We start from the raw sequence: 17,782 nt of genomic DNA, 5'->3' as shown, positions 1-17,782 counted from the left end.
TTTATACTTTCAGTCCCTTCTAAATACCTTAATACAATTTTTAATTTTTCTTCTGAATTAAAATTAGCCATAAAAAACACCCCGTAAAAGTTAGATTGATGTCTAACTTTTACGGGGCAGTTCAGAAGGATTAATGCCTTTTTGTGTTTAATTTCTTATTGTAGAAAAGGAGTAGATTAGCGGAAGAAGGATTTACGCCCTCTTAGGTAAGAAACGGGTGTAGTATTGACTTTAGGGGGATAAAATGAAGGAGAAATTACTTGTCCAGAGACTTTTTTAATATAAAATCGGAGATGAAAAACACTGCTATTCCTGAGAATAGGATAGTGCCTGAACTTGAAATCAACTCTCTTCCCTTATATAGCTCAAAATAAAAGTTGATTAATAGGATCACACCCCAATATACAAACGTTATATAGTAAGCCCAATTCGTCGCCTCTTTATTGTGATTCTTATCTTCTTTGAAAAACACGATCTCACTCCTTTTTAATACCCTTTAACTAAACTTTACATATTTTTGAAAAATAAGTCCAGATACTCAAAATAACTGGGGTATTAATCTAAGAAGGATTAATGCCTTTTTATGTTGAATTTCTTATGGAAGAAGGAGTTCTACAAATCATCGCAGGGAATGAGGGAATACTGGTGAGCTTACATACAAGTACCTTACTGTGGCAAATAATGAATTTTGTGTTAATCGGACTGATTATATTTGCCGTTGTTTATGTAATAAAGAAAAAGAGAAAATGAAATTATTTGCAAATGAAAAATGCAGGTCAAGTTTGTAAAAAGACGTACTTAAAGTAACCGAGGTGTTGATCCAAGAAGGATTAATGCCTTTTTGTGTTGAAGTTCTTATGGAAGTAACGGGGCAGGTTAGTTGAATAAGAACTGAAGAGAGATTGTTGGAAGATTATAACATTCTAATGAATCAGAATATTTAAATATAAGTTATAATATGGCTATATAAAATTACAAAGGGGCTTTTTCAATGGAACTAATTACTGGGAAAGTTATTATTATAGCTATATTTTTATTGATAATAACAATGGTTGAGACTTTAGCTTATTCAACTAGGATTTCTGGAGCAAGAGTTAAATTAATTGCAACTGCATTATCTTTGTTTAGTACGCTGGTGGTAGTTTCAAGATTTTCTACAATGTTTCAACAACCTCTAACAGCAAAACTAATTGCAGAAGCACCTGATTTAAACAAATTACATTACATTGAGGAACAGTATAGAGTTTTAATTGGTGTAACCTCTATTGGTGTGTTGTTGGGAATATTTCTTTTTCCTACGTTTATCAATATCTTTTCGAGAGCTATTATTCAACTTTCTAATCAACGTGGTTCTATAATTGCACTATTCATTAATCAATTTAATCGAAAAGGCTTTAGAAAAGTATTAAATTGTTTTAGATTACCTAGATTTACATACCTTACAGGAATTACATTAAAAACTATTCCAAAACGACTCTTCGTAATTAATATTATAATTTCAGCTGTATTTACCATTGGGGTACTATCTTCCATTTATGCTTCAATGTTAGTTCCTGAAGATTATGCTCAGGCAGCATTAATGTCATCTGGCATCATAAATGGTATAGCCACTATTCTTTTGACATTATTTATTGACCCAAAAGTATCAGTATTAGCTGATAGAGTAATGAAAAAACAAACGGATTATATTTACTTGAAAAGTTACTCTTTGACGATGATTAGCTCTAAGTTCGTGGGTACACTTGTAGCACAACTGGTGTTTATCCCTGCGGCTTATTATGTAGCTTGGTTTGCTAAGTGGATTTAATCAGTTTCTTATTTATTTGATCCAACAAGGATTAATGCTCTTTTTTGTTGAATTCCTTATTGTAGAAACGGGGCAAGATAGTAATAACAAGGTTAAGTAAAGGATATTAAAGTACGGCAAGGGATGAGAAGAATGACAAAAACAGGACTTATCATTATTCGCATTATTGGCTGGGTTTATGTAATTTTTTTAGGGATAAGTTTTCACTTCTTTAAAGAGGAACTTTCGTTCATAACTACTGATATGCCCAGTGCGTTTATTTTTTTTATGATTGGTTTGTTTTTAATCATTTATGATTTTGGATACAGTAAGAACAACTGACTACCTTATTGGCATTGATCCAAGGAAGGATTAATGCCTTTTTATGTTGAATTTCTTATTGTAGAAACGGGGCAGTTTAGCGGAAGAAGGATTTTAGATTTAAACTGATGAAATACTTAGGGATGAAGAATAATCATAGAATTTCTAATTAGTATGAGGTGAATAACTTTGAAAGGTGAAAAACCATTAAAATTGGAAAAATGGCGAGCAAAATATGGAGCATTCATCATTGCTCTAAGTTGCTTAGGTAGTGTAATTATTAGTTGGGGAAACAATTGGATACTCACAAGCATATTAGGGTTTGGCGTATTAGTATGTGGAATTATAGGAATTTTTGATATAAGGCGAGGCATTCGTTTAAAGAAATGCAATCAATCAAGTTAAATCTTTATCATAACAAATTATGTGATCAGCTTTATTTGCTATGCGACTAAAGGGGCAGATTAGCTCAAGAACGATATGGTATATTATGGTTAGTGGAATGATGGTTGGGTTTATTAAACGTCATTAGACCATCTTAAAGGGAGGTTTTTATATGGATAGTAGCAAGAGAATTCAACTATACTTTGCTGGTTTCTTTGCTGTGTTTCCTATAATTTTTATCATTAGTTCTATTTTGTGGAGAGCAGTAATTCTAAATAAAGAATTTGCAATGGTAGCAACAGATGCCTTCTCTATATTAGGTATATACTACTTAATCATTAGTATAATTTTTATATTTGTATATATGAAAAATATAAAGTCTTTATTATCCTAGAACTGAGAGTAAGACCGTCATATAGACGCTTCTTCTTCTTCCACAAACGGGTCAGGTTAGCGGAAGAAGTCATTGGGTTATTGTGGTAATATATAGACTGTAAGACAGTGGATAGATGGATACTGAAAATGAAATAAAAATAGACAAATTTTGGAGTTTTGAAATTGAAAAACATATGGTCGTGGTTGTTTGGGTTATACTGCATATTTTATGTATTCCTCTATGTTGGTTACTTCATTATTATTAGACTTGCACATTCTTCGTACAACATTGTAAGTGTTACGGCAATTATTTTGCCTTTCCTCTTGTTATTAGCCTTTCAATTAGCTTTGTGGACAGCTTCAGATGATAATTTTGAGGGCATTGGAGATTATACAAATAAATTTATAAGTACAATGGTTGTTGCTGGTTTTCTTCCTTTATGTTGCGGAATTATGTTAGGTATTAATGAATACAAATCACAATTTAACATTGATAGATGGATGAATGATGAATCATCAAGAGTACATATGGTGGATGATTTGTTAGAAAAATACGATTTTGCAGATATGGCTAAGAATGAAGTAACAGAGCTGTTAGGAACAGCGATCCCAACACATTATTTTAAGGAAAAAGATAATATTGTATATTATCTAGGTGACGAAAGAGGAATAATCTCTATTGATAGTGAATGGCTAATTTTTGAGTTTGATGAATATGAGAAAGTTAAAAGTTATGAAGTTAAAAGTGATTGAAAATAATTTTGTTTTCTATGCAATTTAACAAATAGGGCAGCATTCCTGTAATGAATGAAGTTAGTTTGTGAAGAAACGTACTTACACAAACGGGGCATTGATCCAAGGAGGTTAATGCCCCGTTTGTAGAATTCCTTATTGTAGAAACGGGGCAGGTTTGTTTAAGAAGGATTGGAGAATAAAAGTTTGAATGGGGGACTGAACTTGAAAGATGGTCAAAATAAAAAAATTGGACTTGGCTCGATTTCTCTATTGCTACTTATGTTTGGGATACTATTTTCTTTTTCTTGGAAAAACAGCGAGGCTTTTGGAGATACCATATTAAGGTTCTTAGGGTTAAGCCCTTGGTCAAACGGTGATACGGGAACACATTATACTGTAATTTATTCACTTTTCTTCTTTATACCCGCATTTATACTGGGTCATAAGCACAAAAGCAACTTTGGAGCCAAATTGGGGAGGAATTTGTCTTTAATTATTATTATCCCAGGATTATTATTAGTGTTTTATGCAATAGTTTAATACCGCTAAAGGGTGCGGTTGCAGAGGAAACATCAATTTTCCTTCTTAATGTAAAATGGGCATTACTCTAATATCAAGGGCTAGTGGTCAGCTTTTTTTGTTATGTAGCTAAAGGGGCAGTTTAGTTTAATAAGGAAATCAATTTTTAGGAATAAATATAATATAGTTGAGTTGAATCATATCAAAAGTGAATAGCGTTTTTGGAGACTGTGGAATTATGTTCTGGTTCAAAGTATTTTGTGCGTTTTGTTTGTGTTATTGGTTATCTTCTTCTTCTGAATCATCACTATGGTAAGGATACTCGTATATGTAATTTTCTAATCGTTCTAGCTCGTCTTTTAAAACAAAGTTAGCAAACGGTACTAATATTCTTAGCTTTATAGCTTGAAACCAATTGCGGGGTATATAAGAACCTTCTAAGGTTAATAGAGTTTCATCCTCTTTTTCTTCAATGGTATAGCGTGAATAACTAATCCCCTCTTTTGTGATAGATTTGACGTTTACGAGTTTATTTTCTACATATTCAGTAATTTCACAAGGGATGTCAATAATTTTCTTTCCTACCTTTTGGCGACTGGTATATTTCAAACCAATTCGCATAGGCTCATTTTTAATATCTGAATCGTAAACAGTTTCTACGTGCGTAGATGTCCACTTTATAAGATGTTCATCATTGTGAATATAGTCCATAATAACTGTTGGAGACACGTCATATAGACTAATGGTGTGTCCTTTAATAAAAAGTTCTTTCACGGTGCACTTGCTCCTTTTACATAAGTTGGATTATATATATAATACTGGAAAATGATTTGTAAGGCGAATAATACGGTGCAAGTTTATGTATACTGTTAGTTTCTTGTTAGAGGATTATATAGATGATGCTTCTTGTGGAAAATATTTTAAAATTAAAGTATGACTTGATATAAGAACTTATGAAGGAATGGACTTAAACTATCGCGTTAATCAAAGAAGGATCAATGCCTTTTTATATTTATTGTATTTCATATGGAAGTAAAGGGGCAGGTTAGCGGTAAAGGGAAAAGATACTACGAAGTAGAATACTTGATGAAAGTAAATATTTTATATCTGGTAGGTGAAATGTCAAAATATATTAGTATCTTCTCATTAACCGTTGTTTTAAGCATTATTCTTTATTTTATATTTGGTTACGCATTGATGAGCGACGCAGATTCAGGAGAAGGAGCTATATACACAGTAGGAGCTATCCTTATCATTCTTCTTTCGTTTTTAATTGCACAATTCTATTATGTAATAGATTTGATTAAGAAGAAGAAAAGATAATTAGCCATTCAATTTAGTAAGCTAATTGAACACCACTTTTCTTATGATACAAACGGGGCAGGTTAGCGGAAGAAGGAAAATCGAGACAGAATAACGAATTAAATGTTAAATATGGTAAAGTGGGTGATCACGTTGTCTAATAGTATCCAAAAAACGATAGTTACATTATTGGCTTTGCTCGTTGTGATTTTTGGAGTAATTAGCATTCCAGTTAGCTGAGATAAGCGATAAGATTAATAGTGTTGGAGTTGCTGTCGATTCTAAGGACTTTATTATTAACACCGTAGATGATGAAAGCGTAAATACAGGAGAATAACAAGAGCCACTAGATTTTAGTGGTTTTCTTATTTTAAAAATTTCTATCCCCGAGTTAAAGTGGGGAAATTCCCAATAGGCAATGAAAAAGTATATTAAGTTGTGAATAAATGCACTTAAACAAAAGGGGGCGTTAGTCCAATAACAAGTACTGCCACTTCCTTTTTGGAGGTGGCTATTTTCATATCAAAAACAAGCATTAATCAATAGCAACAATCCTTACGAAAACAGCCTTTAAAAATGATGAAGGAGTTCGCTAAGGGACGAATACCGATTTCTTCAAAAATGGGTGTCAAAAATAACGAGCCCCTATTAATGTTTTATTTTCTCCTGGTATTTAATGACGCGATTTTCTATATCAAAGAGGAAGATGTAATTGTGATCTTTGAAAAAGTAGATGCCCAACTTCACCTATATGATGTAATCAGTAATAAAAAAATTGAACTAGATACTATTTTAAATTATATAATTTCATATGAAATTAAAATTATTCATTTCTATTTCACACCAAACGACAACAAAATCTACAATAAATTCTTAACAAAGAGCAATGATACATTATTTGTCCGTCCATTATTTAAAGAAGAATTAAACCCATTTCTCTTTCCCTTAACATCACATTCTTAAAAATATAATAAGATTGTAAAATGCCCGTTCTTATAGGGAATGCCGTTCTGGTTATTGTAAGAGGTATCTTTGCTTTTCTACATACTATCTAAAGCTAAACGGAATTAAAAGCGAGAGAAAAATAATTCCTCCCGCAGTCTTTTAAGAAAAGATAATGCTGTTACATATCGTGATGAGAATGGTTTTTTTGACGTGTATGCTGCCTGTTTTTCACTTTATGAGAACCGCTTAAGGGTGCAGGTTGGCCAGAGTGGTTTTTATCTTTAGGACCTTTTTGATGGTTAGCGTTTTTATTTGACATATTACATCCCTCCTAAGAATAGTATGAGAGGCAATTAAATGATTATACAGGTATATTATAACGGGTATTTAGAAGCTGATTCACATCATGAATAAGGCGATAAACTTCCGTACATCATAAAAGATATATTGTTAAGGAGGGGTGTACGTGCCTTATCACAAAAATAAAGTTCAAGCCTTTCAATCCGCTCAAAATGGTGTCAGGAAAGCGATTGAAGTCCGTGAAAATCTGGAATTGATGCAGCATGATCCTCAATTTGGCCATGAAGTGGGGCATTTGTGGGAAGAAATTAATGAGGCGTATCAGCAGGTTGAAAATGCTTATGAAGTGGCCAGTGAACATCAAAAGGACCAACTGGACGATTACAGAAATACATTAGACAAAATGGTTACAGATTTAGACAAATATGAAAAATATCGATAAGGTACCGGCCAGCTAATATTACTTTGCTGGCCGGCTTTTATTTTACCAGGAAAATAATTACCAATAAGCAGAACTTATGACAGGTAATAAATTACTTATATTTTACTTTATGGAAAGGTTATATTAATATTAAATTGTGAGAATATTAGGATTGAATGAAAAGTGTTTTACTTTTCTACAATTTATTACTATATTCTGTAATATCTTTTACCTAGAGGGGGTAATTTGATTGGGGAAAAATGATGTGTTCGATTCACGGAGATTTTTTGAAATCGACGGTAAACGCTATCATTACTACAATTTGAATGTATTGGAAGAAGCAGGGGTTGGAGAAGTTTCCAAATTGCCTTATTCCATTAAAGTTTTACTGGAGAGCGTTTTGCGTCAACAGGATGGGAGAGCCATTAAACAGGAACATGTGGAAAACCTTGCTAAATGGGGAACAGAAGATATGTCAATCGATATTGATGTACCTTTTAAACCTTCCCGTGTTATCTTGCAGGATTTCACAGGTGTACCGACCGTAGTCGATTTGGCTTCATTACGTAAAGCTATGGCTGATATCGGAGGAGATCCGGGTAAAATAAACCCTGAAATTCCGGTTGATCTTGTTATCGACCACTCTGTTCAGGTTGATAAATATGGTACTGCTGATGCCTTGCAGATAAATATGGACCTTGAGTTCGAACGAAATGCGGAACGTTATCAGTTTCTAAGCTGGGCACAAAAAGCATTTGATAACTACCGTGCGGTTCCACCAGATACAGGAATTGTTCATCAAGTGAACCTTGAGTATTTGGCGAATGTTGTACATTCAGTAGAAATGCCGGATGGCGATTATATGACTTTCCCAGATTCATTAGTGGGAACTGATTCTCATACAACCATGATCAATGGTCTGGGGGTATTAGGTTGGGGTGTAGGTGGAATAGAAGCGGAAGCAGGAATGCTCGGTCAACCTTCTTATTTCCCAGTACCTGAAGTAATCGGTGTACGGTTTATTAACTCCTTGCCGAACGGGGCAATGGCTACAGATTTAGCGTTGAAAGTTACTGAAATTCTGCGTAAAAGTGGCGTAGTTAATAAATTCGTAGAGTTTTTCGGCCCTGGTATGAGCGCTCTTTCACTTTCAGATCGTGCTACCATTGCAAATATGGCACCGGAATACGGCGCAACTTGCGGTTTCTTCCCAATTGACGAGGAATCTCTCACTTATATGCGTTTGACTGGACGTACAGAAGAGCATATCGCAATTGTTGAGAAATATTGTAAAGAAAACGGTTTGTTCTACTATAAAAACAGTGACGAACCAAGATATACAAAAATTATTGAGATTGACCTTTCAGAAATTGAGGCTAATCTATCCGGTCCAAAACGTCCGCAGGATTTGATTCCTTTATCTAATATGAAATCTGCCTTCAATCAAGCTTTAACAGCTCCGGTTGGAAATGCAGGATTCGGTCTTAGTCAAGACGAAATTAATAAAGAAATCACTGTTCAGCTGAATGATGGCCGTCAGGCGCCGATGAAAACAGGTGATATTGCCATTGCTGCCATTACAAGCTGTACGAATACCTCTAACCCATATGTTATGCTGGGTGCTGGACTAGTTGCTAAGAAGGCTGTGGAATTAGGATTACAGGTTCCACATCACGTAAAAACATCATTAGCTCCGGGATCAAAAGTCGTTACAGGCTATTTGCGTGATTCTGGTCTGGGAACATACCTTGATAAACTTGGTTTCAATGTTGTTGGGTATGGCTGTGCTACATGTATCGGGAACTCCGGTCCATTAATGGAAGAGATTGAAGCAGCTGTTGCTGAATCAGATTTACTTGTTACTTCTGTCTTATCCGGTAACCGTAACTTTGAAGGACGTATTCATCCGTTAGTAAAAGCAAACTATTTGGCATCACCGCCATTGGTTGTCGCATATGCCTTAGCAGGTACAGTGGATATCGATCTTGAGAATGATCCAATTGGAAAAGGTAAAGATGGAAAAGATATTTATTTCAAAGATATCTGGCCATCCAGTGAAGAGGTTAATAAACTTGTACAGGATACCGTAACATCTAATCTCTTCCTTAAAGAGTATGAGCATGTATTCGATGACAATGCAAGATGGAATGAAATCCAAACCAGCAACGAACCTTTATATAATTGGGATTTTGATTCAACTTATATTCAAAACCCACCTTATTTTGTAAATATGGATCCTAATCCTTCGGAAGTAAAACCGCTTGATGGACTGCGTGTTGTAGGATTATTTGGAGACTCAGTTACAACAGACCATATATCTCCGGCTGGATCTATCGGCAAAGATACACCAGCAGGTAAATACTTGCGTGAAAAAGGAGTTGCTATCCGTGACTTTAACTCATACGGTTCTCGTCGTGGAAACCATGAAGTTATGATGCGCGGTACTTTTGCTAATATCCGAATTCGCAATCAGATTGCTCCAGGCACTGAAGGTGGATATACAACATATTGGCCAACAGGTGAAGTGATGTCGATTTATGATGCATGTATGGAATACAAAAAAGATGATACCGGCTTAATTGTATTGGCTGGGAAAGATTATGGAATGGGAAGCTCCCGTGACTGGGCTGCCAAAGGAACTAACTTACTTGGAATTAAAACAGTCATTGCGGAAAGTTTTGAAAGAATTCACCGTTCCAACCTTGTATTAATGGGTGTGCTTCCGCTTCAATTCAAAGAAGGCGAAAGCGCTAAAACTCTTGGTTTAACTGGAAAAGAGAGAATTTTTGTTCCTGTTAATGAAAATGTTAAACCACGTGACATCATCGAGGTAACTGCAGTCGGAGAGGACGGAACAGAGAAGAAATTTGATGTTTTAGTTCGTTTTGATTCTGATGTGGAAATCGATTATTATCGTCATGGCGGTATCTTACCAATGGTCCTACGAGGCAAATTACAAGAAGCATCATCTACTAAGTAACGATAAAAAAACTGACTTCGGTCAGTTTTTTTATTTTTGCTTAAAATGAAAGTGCAAATCTTATCTGGTTGGGATTTGCTGGCTTTCGTAAAATTGGAAATACTGATACAATTTCAGGTGGGGAGTATACTATTTGTGGCTGGGGGGAGTTTAGCGTGAAAAAAATCATCGGGTCACTTTTATTGCTGACACTGATTGGAGTAGCATTTTATCAAGTGTTGAATCAGCCTGATACACCTGTCAAGGCTGATGAGGGCAAAGAAGCAGTCGATTTTACATTAAAAGATCCAGATGGAAAGGAAATTACACTATCTGATTATAAGGGGAAAAAGGTGTTGTTAAACTTTTGGGCAACCTGGTGCAATCCATGTAAAAAAGAGATGCCTGATATGGAAAAAATTAAACAATCTCATCCTGATGTAGTTGTTTTAGCCGTAAATATAGATTCTGATCAAGATATAAAAGGATTTATGAGTAATTTAAAACTTACGTTTCGGACCGTACTGGATGTAGATGGTGAAGTGAATAAAAAATATAAGGTTGTGTCCATTCCAACTTCATTCTTCATTAACGAAGAGGGAGTTATTGATAAAAAGGTAGTAGGGTTAATGGAATATAAACAAATGGAAGAGCATATCGAAAACATGTAAGCAGCCCTTGAGGCTGTTTTTTTATTTTAAAGTCTTATTAGTTATCGTTATTTTCTAAAAATGTTATAAATACAGAAAAAGTAGGCAATGATAATAGAAAATAATGTATGGATGGTGATTGACGATGAAGAAGCGTAAACGGATGTCTTTAGCCGATTTAATTCTGGAAAATAAAAAACAAATTATAATGGATAAACATGCAATGGAAGTACTGGAAGATCGAATCGACAAAAGAATGATGGAACGAGCGGAGTAGTATCCAATATCTGCACCTTATAAGTCGTGCGTAAGTAAGCATGATAAGATAGAAGGGGTGAAGATAAATGGGTAATCCGAAGAAAAATTCTAAGTCATTTGTACCAAATCATATTGGAACTCAACCTAGAGCTGCCGGAGGAAATAAAGGCAAACAGATGCAAGATACATCCGGAAAGCATCCAGACGTGATTCAAACAAAAGGTGAATAACCGAATAATTTAATCTCAAATCTGCTTGAATCCTAATGGAGACAGGCAGATTTTTATATTGGTTTTAGCACAGAAAGGTTCATTCCGCGTTCAATTATGAATTTAAAAAACTATGTTCCAAATCTTCATGATGTTTTTTAAAACAAAACCCCAGTAACCAAGAAAAATAAACCGTGAAAATACTTAGAAATGAAACAGCCTACACGACTATAAGACAGAACTTCTGAAGGTGAAGATGTTAAATTCCACTAGTTAACTGGCAAATCCTACATTAAGCTAAAATGATTAATCTGAAACGTGTTGTATGATAGGATGGAGACATCGACTTAAAAAAGGATGAAGCAGTAAATGGAATTATCAATAACCAATTATAAAAATATGATTGACGAGTGGGAGAGAACGCTGACTAAAGAAGGTTCGCTGCCAAAGAAAGCAGAACTACTTGGTGCACTCCAATTTATATGTAAAAACCAAGGGGAGTGGGAAATATCAGCAGACTTAGAAGGAAAGCTGTTATATTTATTAGCCCTGGAAAGAAGTAAGCAAGAACAAGATGATTTATATTATCTTTTATTAGATGAAGCAAACCGATTATTAAATAATCGCTCTGAAATACAACGATTGCTGGAAACCAAGCAGCTCAATCGTTTTAATGACTTATATACTGGCTTTTCTACTCCTACATTACGAGAAACGGATAATAGAACGGCAAAACGTAACACGGTCGGGCAGATTATAAATGAAACAAGTAATTACATGAACCGTACAACTGAAGCATTAAAACAAATCAATCAATTGGCAGAAACCGATTTAATCCATACTGCCAAAAAATCCTTAAATGATATATTTGATGGTATGCAAAAGGTACTCTCTACGGCAAAAGAGTATGAAGAAACATTAAGCGGAAATTTCCATACAGCTATTGTTTATCAGGAGTTAAAATCCTCATTAAATCTTCTGAATAGCCATATTCATCAATTTAACGAGTTTATATCACAGCATGAAGTTGTTGATACAAAGGATCATGCCAGCGCCTTAGCAGAGTTGAGCGAAATGATTGGGCTGAACGAAATAAAAAAACGGGTTAACCAGCTTTATCAATTTTTGAAGTATCAAAAACACCGTGAAAAAATGGGATTCAGTAATACAGGTGATATTAGCCTAAACATGATTTTAACGGGTAATCCTGGAACTGGTAAGACTACCTTGGCCAGATTATTAGGGAAAATCTATTATGAATTAGGCATACTACCAAAGGAAAAAATTGTAGAGGTTGATCGTTCTAAATTGGTTGGGGCTTATGTTGGACAAACAGAAGAAAATGTTCGGAAAGCTGTGGAAGAGGCAGTTGGAGGCGTTCTTTTCATTGACGAGGCATATAGCTTAAAAAGAGAAGGCCAACAAGGAACAGATTACGGGCAGACAGTGATAGATACACTTATATCTCTCATGGATAGTGCAGAGTATTCTGGGAGATTCGCTGTTATACTAGCAGGATATCCTGATGAAATGAGACAGTTTCTGGATAGCAATCCTGGTTTACGCAGTCGTTTCCCGAATTTTAATTATATGGAGTTGCCCGACTATTCATTGGATGAAATGATTGAAATTGCGATTCAAACGGCAGAAAAAAATCACTATTTTATCGCTCCTGATGCGATTCCATCCTTAAAAAAACGAATTGAATATGAGATGGTTGATCAAACTTTCGGTAATGCCCGAACAGTTAAATCCATTGTTATGGATGCAATCTTCCATAAAGGTTCTACAGGTGAAAGGCATGCCAATGAGAGCTTTTTAAATTATCTTCTTCTGCAAGAGGACGACTTTTCTTCTCAGTTTCCTGTATCCACTGGAAATCCCCAGGCAGAACTAAAGAATCTCGTTGGTTTGGATATGATTAAAGAGGAAATTCATAAACTTTCAGCATTTGTAAAGATACAGCAATCAAGGAGACAGGCTGGAGTAAAAACGGTACCTGTCCAGCTTCATGCAGTTTTTACAGGGAACCCCGGAACTGGTAAAACAACGGTCGCAAAGCTTTACTCGGAAATTCTGCGAGATTGTGGACTGCTGAAGAGAGGTCATCTTGTTGTAGCTAGCCGTGCTGATTTTGTAGCTGGTTATGTCGGGCAGACAGCCATTAAAACGAAAAAGAAGGTTCAGGATGCTTTGGGCGGTGTGTTGTTCATTGATGAGGCATACTCATTATTAAGTTCCTCCAATTCAGATTACGGAAAAGAAGTTGTGAATACTTTAGTGGATGAGATGACCAAACATAATGAAAACCTTGTCATCATCTTGGCAGGATATCCTGATGAGATGAAGGCGTTGCTGTCCAGTAATCCAGGATTTTCATCCAGGTTTAAAAAGTTCATGCATTTTCCGGATTATAGCACAGAGGAATTGATGCAAATTATTGAAAATTATGCTCGTAAATATCAATATATATTGGACCAGGGAGCTAAGGATTACTTAGTGGAAAAGTTGAATCTAATAGAGATTGATGGGAATGGACGATTTGCTATTAATTTGGTTGACAATGCGATACAGGTACAGGCGGTTCGATTAATCGAGCAGACTGGCCAGGATATGGCTGCGGTTGATTACTCTACTCTGACAAAGGCTGATTTTCAAAATGTGTTAGAATAGAAAAAGGACTATTATTGTAGAATTGGAGTGTAGATGGAATGTTTGTTTCAAAAAAAGAAATCCAATTATTTTACGCAGATACTGACATGATGGGTGTTATGTATCATGCAAACTATCTTAAATGGTTTGAACTGGGCAGATCAGCCCTTATTGAGGAGTTGGGCTATAAATATACGGATATGGAGGAAGCAGGCTACTATGCACCTGTTTACGATATTCATGTAACCTATAAAACACCATTGCGATATGGAGATCAAGCCTATGTACATACTTGGGTAGAAGAAAACAATGGAATAAAAACACTGTATGGCTATGAGATCCGGAATCAGCATGATCAAATATGCGCAACTGGAACAACTACGCACATCGTAGTAAAAAAAGATAATTTCAGACCAATCCAGTTTAAAAAAGCATTTCCGGAATGGAATGCAAAATACGAAGAAATCAAACGAAAATAGATAAAGAGAATCCCCTGTGTCAGTGATACACAGGGGATTACTATTTTTATTTGCTATAGGAGAACGTGGGCTCAGCCTTCTGTTCATCAAAGGTTATATTGAGATTATTCCCGTCAAAATACCATACATCATCCTCATTAACGAAATAAGTAATACCATCCTTTAATAGGGTAACAGTGGCTTGTTTTCCTTCCTCTTTACTAATCCCCAAAGAAAAACCTGATTGTATAGGGCTATAGCCTCCGTAACGGGGAAAGAACCGAAGGCAGTCGCCTTTTTCAAGTTCCAATTCTGCTTTATACCATGCAGCTGATTGCTCATCTATTGTAATTTCCATAGTTGAATCCTCCTGATATGTTTATTAGTAGATAATGGTGAGCTATCTGACTACTGAATAATTACCATTATGACATAGTTTCAGTAAGATAACGATTGGTAACACTCAGTAAACAAAAGGTGTATCAGTAGAATGGTTTAAACTGTTTAAATTCACAACTTTTTATTTGGCGAAAAATGCATCTCTGGTAAAGACCCTGTAGCTGTAAGATTATCAATATAATACTCTATAGCCCTTATCTATCTCTTTTAATCTTTTTCTCTGCTAAACCTCAAAAAGAAAAACTGTTCCAATGCAATTTATGCACATTTGGAACAGCGATTTAGCTTAAATTCTTATTTTTTTGATGGAAGGCCAAGCATAAAATCAGTCAATTTTTCTTTATCGACCTTTTCCTGTCCAAATACATCTTCACTTCCAAATGTATTTATTCTGTAATCACGGTTGTTTTGATTGGTTACATAGGTTGGAGAGAAGCTTACGTCAGTCACTTCGGTCTCAGTTCCCTGAGCTGACCATTCTTTACGAACGCTAATGGTAACCATACCACCAATGTCTTTATAGTTATTTTTTTGTGCGGAAATGAAGTTTCCTAATGAATAGACAACTAATGTTTTCTTCTGATTGGATTCTATCCATTCAATGGGTTGGAGGACATGTGGATGATGGCCAATAATGATATCCGCTCCCGCATCAGACATTAACTGTGCCATTTTTCTTTGTTCATCAGATGGGTTTCTTTGATATTCCAGTCCCCAATGAGCATTAATGAGTATGAGATCCACTTTATCACGCAAATCCTTGATATCTTGCGAGACTTTTTTACCATCTAAGTAATTGACTAAATAATCTTTTCCATCCGGAATCGGAATCCCATTTGTTCCATAGGTGTAAGAGAGAAAGCCAATGTTAATACCATTTATGTTCATGATGCGGTCTTGTTTGGCATCTTCTTCATTCTTATGAATTCCTACGTAGGGCATATCAATTTTATTATAGTACTCGATTGCACGCAGAATACCTTTTTCACCTTTATCAAGGGAATGGTTATTTGCTAAGGTTACGAGGTCTATTCCAACGTCTTTTAATGTGTCCGATATTTCATAAGGTGAATTAAATGTCGGATACCCTGATAAACCCAAGTCACTACCGGCAGCAATAGATTCCTGATTGGCAATCGTAAAATCCGGGTTACTTAACATGTCTTTTACGGGTGCGAACATATCTGAAAAATCATAACCAGAACCAGTATTGGCATCTTCATATACCTTATCATGCAAAAGTATATCTCCGATGGCTCCGATTTCAGCAGTAGAATGGTAGTTACGTTCAGATAATATAACTTCTCTATTATGGGCTAAAGCTACGTTTTTTCCTTCATATTTATTGAAAATCCCCTGAATGTTTAGATATATAATTATACCTATAGCTGCGGTTATGATTATAAATGATAGAAGAGCTGATTTTTTCATCAGTATTCACCTGCTTAAAGTTTTTAATTATGAGTGCATATTAAAAGATATTCCTATATGTATATTGACACTTTTTAGAGTAAAATGCAAAATAAGGTATTTTTATGGTTTCATATGACTGATAATTTTATACTAAATTAAGGATCATTTAAGCCCAATAGGTAATAAGTCGATAGAGGTCGAGATTTGTTGTTTGAATTTAGATGAGGTTTTCGGAGGAGATTATTAAAACCAGTAGCTTTTGTATTCTGTTTAGAAAAAATAAAAAAGACTGTTTTTGGACCACTAATCGTGATTCCAAAAACAGTCTTATATCATCGTTTAAACAAATTAACCTTAGGTTCTGTTTTATTAATAATACGTTTGATATTAGCTCGATGGCGATAGAAGATAAATCCTGCCAGGAAAATAATTAGAATTAACAGGGAAGGATCTCCGCTAAACATGGAATAGATAAGTGCCACAACAGCAATTAGCATAGAAGATAGTGACACGATTTTAGTCAGATATAAGAATGCAAAAAAGCATGCAACTAGAATCACAAATAAAAGTGGATCGTATCCGAGCAAAATACCTCCGGATGTAGCTACAGCTTTACCGCCTCTGAATCCGGCGAATATAGGGTACATATGACCGATAACCGCCAATAAGCCGCATATCAACGGAACAGCAATCCAACTTGGCCATTGATCAGCCTGTATATCGAATATGTATGGCAATAAGGTGGCCAATGTCCCTTTTAAGATATCTATCGTTGTAACAATAATTCCAGCTTTTTTTCCAAGTGTCCGAAATGTATTGGTTCCTCCTAAGTTACCGCTGCCATGTTCACGTATATCAGTATTATAAAAAACTTTTCCTATAATTAAGCCTGAAGGTATTGAACCTAGCAGATAGGCCAATAAAAACAAAAAATATAACATATAAACAGTTCCTTTCTTACACTACTAGTTAATATATTTTAACATGTACCTGCAAAAAGAAAATAAAAAAATTATTTTTATTAACTTCCCTATTCTGAGCTGACCGTTTATTCTATAATAGCCTATGGGTATACATAAGGATAAATTTTATTATTGAAAGGGGTTATATTCATGATAGAAAATCCAAGCAGAGATGAAATTGGTCTCCTCTTAAAAAAAGCGAAACGAATAGCTGTCGTTGGCCTTTCTGATAATCCGGAACGGACATCTTACATGGTATCTAAGGCCATGCAGGATAATGGATATGAAATCATCCCGGTCAATCCTTCAGTGGATAGTGTTTTGGGTGTAAAGGCGGTTGCGACATTGAAGGATATTGAGGGACATGTGGATATCGTCAATGTTTTTCGCCGATCTGAATATGTAATGGACCTGGCTAAGGAATTTTTGGAAATTGACGCTGATATATTTTGGACACAGCTGGGAGTTATCGATGAAGAAGCCTTCCAAATGCTAAAGGACAAAGATTACACTGTCATTATGGACCGTTGCATAAAAGTAGAGCACGCATTAACTAAATAATAAAAAATGGCCACCAATTGCTCGCAAATAGCTCATTGGTGGTTTTATAATGTTGTAGGTAATAAAAACTAATAGTTGTAAAAACACTGAAGATGATACCATAATTAAGATACAGGGACTTATTTTATTTATTATTTACCGGGACTGGAAGCTAGAAAGTCTCGTATACATAA

General features: G+C 35.2%; 20 protein-coding genes. 15 read left to right on the top strand and 5 right to left on the bottom strand.

Annotated features, from left to right (window positions below):
• The first annotated feature begins 991 nt into the window (after window positions 1–991).
• The 5 genes from AC4D4B_RS09900 to AC4D4B_RS09880 all read left to right on the top strand — a co-directional run bounded on the left by AC4D4B_RS09900 (window position 992) and on the right by AC4D4B_RS09880 (window position 4,141).
• Complete coding sequence (locus tag AC4D4B_RS09900) at window positions 992–1,807, top strand: lipid II flippase Amj family protein (protein ID WP_490999840.1); 816 nt, start codon at window positions 992–994, stop codon at window positions 1,805–1,807.
• A 132-nt stretch (window positions 1,808–1,939) separates the two neighbouring features.
• Window positions 1,940–2,128 carry a hypothetical protein gene (locus AC4D4B_RS09895; protein ID WP_490999839.1) on the top strand — a complete coding sequence of 63 codons (189 nt, stop codon included), beginning with the start codon at window positions 1,940–1,942 and terminating at the stop codon, window positions 2,126–2,128.
• A 168-nt stretch (window positions 2,129–2,296) separates the two neighbouring features.
• The gene (locus AC4D4B_RS09890; protein ID WP_490999838.1) at window positions 2,297–2,512 is read left to right on the top strand and encodes a hypothetical protein; all 216 of its coding nucleotides are present in this window, start codon (window positions 2,297–2,299) and stop codon (window positions 2,510–2,512) included.
• Window positions 2,513–3,049: 537 nt separating this feature from the next.
• Window positions 3,050–3,619, top strand: a complete 570-nt coding sequence (locus tag AC4D4B_RS09885; protein ID WP_490999837.1) for a hypothetical protein — start codon at window positions 3,050–3,052, stop codon at window positions 3,617–3,619.
• Window positions 3,620–3,823: 204 nt separating this feature from the next.
• On the top strand, window positions 3,824–4,141 hold the full coding sequence (locus AC4D4B_RS09880; RefSeq protein WP_490999836.1) for a hypothetical protein: 318 nt from the start codon (window positions 3,824–3,826) through the stop codon (window positions 4,139–4,141).
• A 255-nt stretch (window positions 4,142–4,396) separates the two neighbouring features.
• On the opposite strand, the gene AC4D4B_RS09875 is transcribed toward AC4D4B_RS09880, so the two are convergent.
• Window positions 4,397–4,894 (bottom strand): SRPBCC family protein, encoded by a 498-nt coding sequence (locus AC4D4B_RS09875; protein WP_490999835.1) that lies wholly within the window; start codon window positions 4,892–4,894, stop codon window positions 4,397–4,399.
• 252 nt (window positions 4,895–5,146) lie between these two features.
• Here AC4D4B_RS09875 and AC4D4B_RS09870 point away from each other — a divergent pair, with 252 nt between their 5' ends.
• Both AC4D4B_RS09870 and AC4D4B_RS09865 read left to right on the top strand, forming a co-directional pair.
• On the top strand, window positions 5,147–5,443 hold the full coding sequence (locus AC4D4B_RS09870) for a hypothetical protein (protein WP_490999834.1): 297 nt from the start codon (window positions 5,147–5,149) through the stop codon (window positions 5,441–5,443).
• A 555-nt stretch (window positions 5,444–5,998) separates the two neighbouring features.
• The gene (locus AC4D4B_RS09865) at window positions 5,999–6,385 is read left to right on the top strand and encodes a hypothetical protein (protein WP_490999833.1); all 387 of its coding nucleotides are present in this window, start codon (window positions 5,999–6,001) and stop codon (window positions 6,383–6,385) included.
• 160 nt (window positions 6,386–6,545) lie between these two features.
• On the opposite strand, the gene AC4D4B_RS09860 is transcribed toward AC4D4B_RS09865, so the two are convergent.
• Window positions 6,546–6,686: a small acid-soluble spore protein P gene (locus AC4D4B_RS09860; protein WP_077248027.1), complete on the bottom strand. Its 141-nt coding sequence runs from the start codon at window positions 6,684–6,686 to the stop codon at window positions 6,546–6,548.
• A gap of 147 nt (window positions 6,687–6,833) precedes the next feature.
• On the opposite strand from AC4D4B_RS09860, the gene AC4D4B_RS09855 reads away from it, so the two are divergent.
• The 7 genes from AC4D4B_RS09855 (at window position 6,834) to AC4D4B_RS09825 (ending at window position 14,295) form a co-directional block, all read left to right on the top strand.
• Entirely contained in the window at window positions 6,834–7,109 is a 276-nt protein-coding gene (locus AC4D4B_RS09855) for a hypothetical protein (protein WP_490994587.1), read from the top strand.
• Window positions 7,110–7,338: 229 nt separating this feature from the next.
• The gene (acnA, locus tag AC4D4B_RS09850; RefSeq protein ID WP_490994586.1) at window positions 7,339–10,068 is read left to right on the top strand and encodes an aconitate hydratase AcnA; all 2,730 of its coding nucleotides are present in this window, start codon (window positions 7,339–7,341) and stop codon (window positions 10,066–10,068) included.
• 155 nt (window positions 10,069–10,223) lie between these two features.
• Window positions 10,224–10,718, top strand: coding sequence for a TlpA family protein disulfide reductase (locus tag AC4D4B_RS09845; RefSeq protein WP_490994585.1), 495 nt, complete (start codon window positions 10,224–10,226; stop codon window positions 10,716–10,718).
• Window positions 10,719–10,842: 124 nt separating this feature from the next.
• Window positions 10,843–10,974, top strand: a complete 132-nt coding sequence (locus tag AC4D4B_RS09840; RefSeq protein WP_077248025.1) for an FbpB family small basic protein — start codon at window positions 10,843–10,845, stop codon at window positions 10,972–10,974.
• Window positions 10,975–11,041: 67 nt separating this feature from the next.
• On the top strand, window positions 11,042–11,185 hold the full coding sequence (locus AC4D4B_RS09835) for an acid-soluble spore protein N (RefSeq protein WP_066103946.1): 144 nt from the start codon (window positions 11,042–11,044) through the stop codon (window positions 11,183–11,185).
• 348 nt (window positions 11,186–11,533) lie between these two features.
• Complete coding sequence (locus AC4D4B_RS09830; protein WP_490999832.1) at window positions 11,534–13,837, top strand: AAA family ATPase; 2,304 nt, start codon at window positions 11,534–11,536, stop codon at window positions 13,835–13,837.
• A 38-nt stretch (window positions 13,838–13,875) separates the two neighbouring features.
• Window positions 13,876–14,295 carry an acyl-CoA thioesterase gene (locus AC4D4B_RS09825; RefSeq protein ID WP_490994583.1) on the top strand — a complete coding sequence of 140 codons (420 nt, stop codon included), beginning with the start codon at window positions 13,876–13,878 and terminating at the stop codon, window positions 14,293–14,295.
• A 46-nt stretch (window positions 14,296–14,341) separates the two neighbouring features.
• Here AC4D4B_RS09825 and AC4D4B_RS09820 read toward each other — a convergent pair whose 3' ends face one another.
• The 3 genes from AC4D4B_RS09820 to plsY all read right to left on the bottom strand — a co-directional run bounded on the left by AC4D4B_RS09820 (window position 14,342) and on the right by plsY (window position 17,027).
• Window positions 14,342–14,632 (bottom strand): HesB/YadR/YfhF family protein, encoded by a 291-nt coding sequence (locus AC4D4B_RS09820; RefSeq protein ID WP_490994582.1) that lies wholly within the window; start codon window positions 14,630–14,632, stop codon window positions 14,342–14,344.
• A gap of 335 nt (window positions 14,633–14,967) precedes the next feature.
• The gene (locus AC4D4B_RS09815; RefSeq protein ID WP_490999831.1) at window positions 14,968–16,104 is read right to left on the bottom strand and encodes a CapA family protein; all 1,137 of its coding nucleotides are present in this window, start codon (window positions 16,102–16,104) and stop codon (window positions 14,968–14,970) included.
• A 314-nt stretch (window positions 16,105–16,418) separates the two neighbouring features.
• On the bottom strand, window positions 16,419–17,027 hold the full coding sequence (gene plsY / locus AC4D4B_RS09810) for a glycerol-3-phosphate 1-O-acyltransferase PlsY (RefSeq protein ID WP_490999830.1): 609 nt from the start codon (window positions 17,025–17,027) through the stop codon (window positions 16,419–16,421).
• A gap of 171 nt (window positions 17,028–17,198) precedes the next feature.
• Between plsY and AC4D4B_RS09805 the strand changes: the two genes are divergently transcribed.
• On the top strand, window positions 17,199–17,609 hold the full coding sequence (locus AC4D4B_RS09805; RefSeq protein ID WP_066103933.1) for a CoA-binding protein: 411 nt from the start codon (window positions 17,199–17,201) through the stop codon (window positions 17,607–17,609).
• Window positions 17,610–17,782 lie beyond the last annotated feature (173 nt).

The sequence above is a fragment of the Pradoshia sp. Z6_59 genome (genome assembly GCF_058267515.1).
The sequence above is the reverse complement of the archived record's forward strand: the minus strand, read 5'-3'. Positions and strand labels throughout refer to the sequence as shown.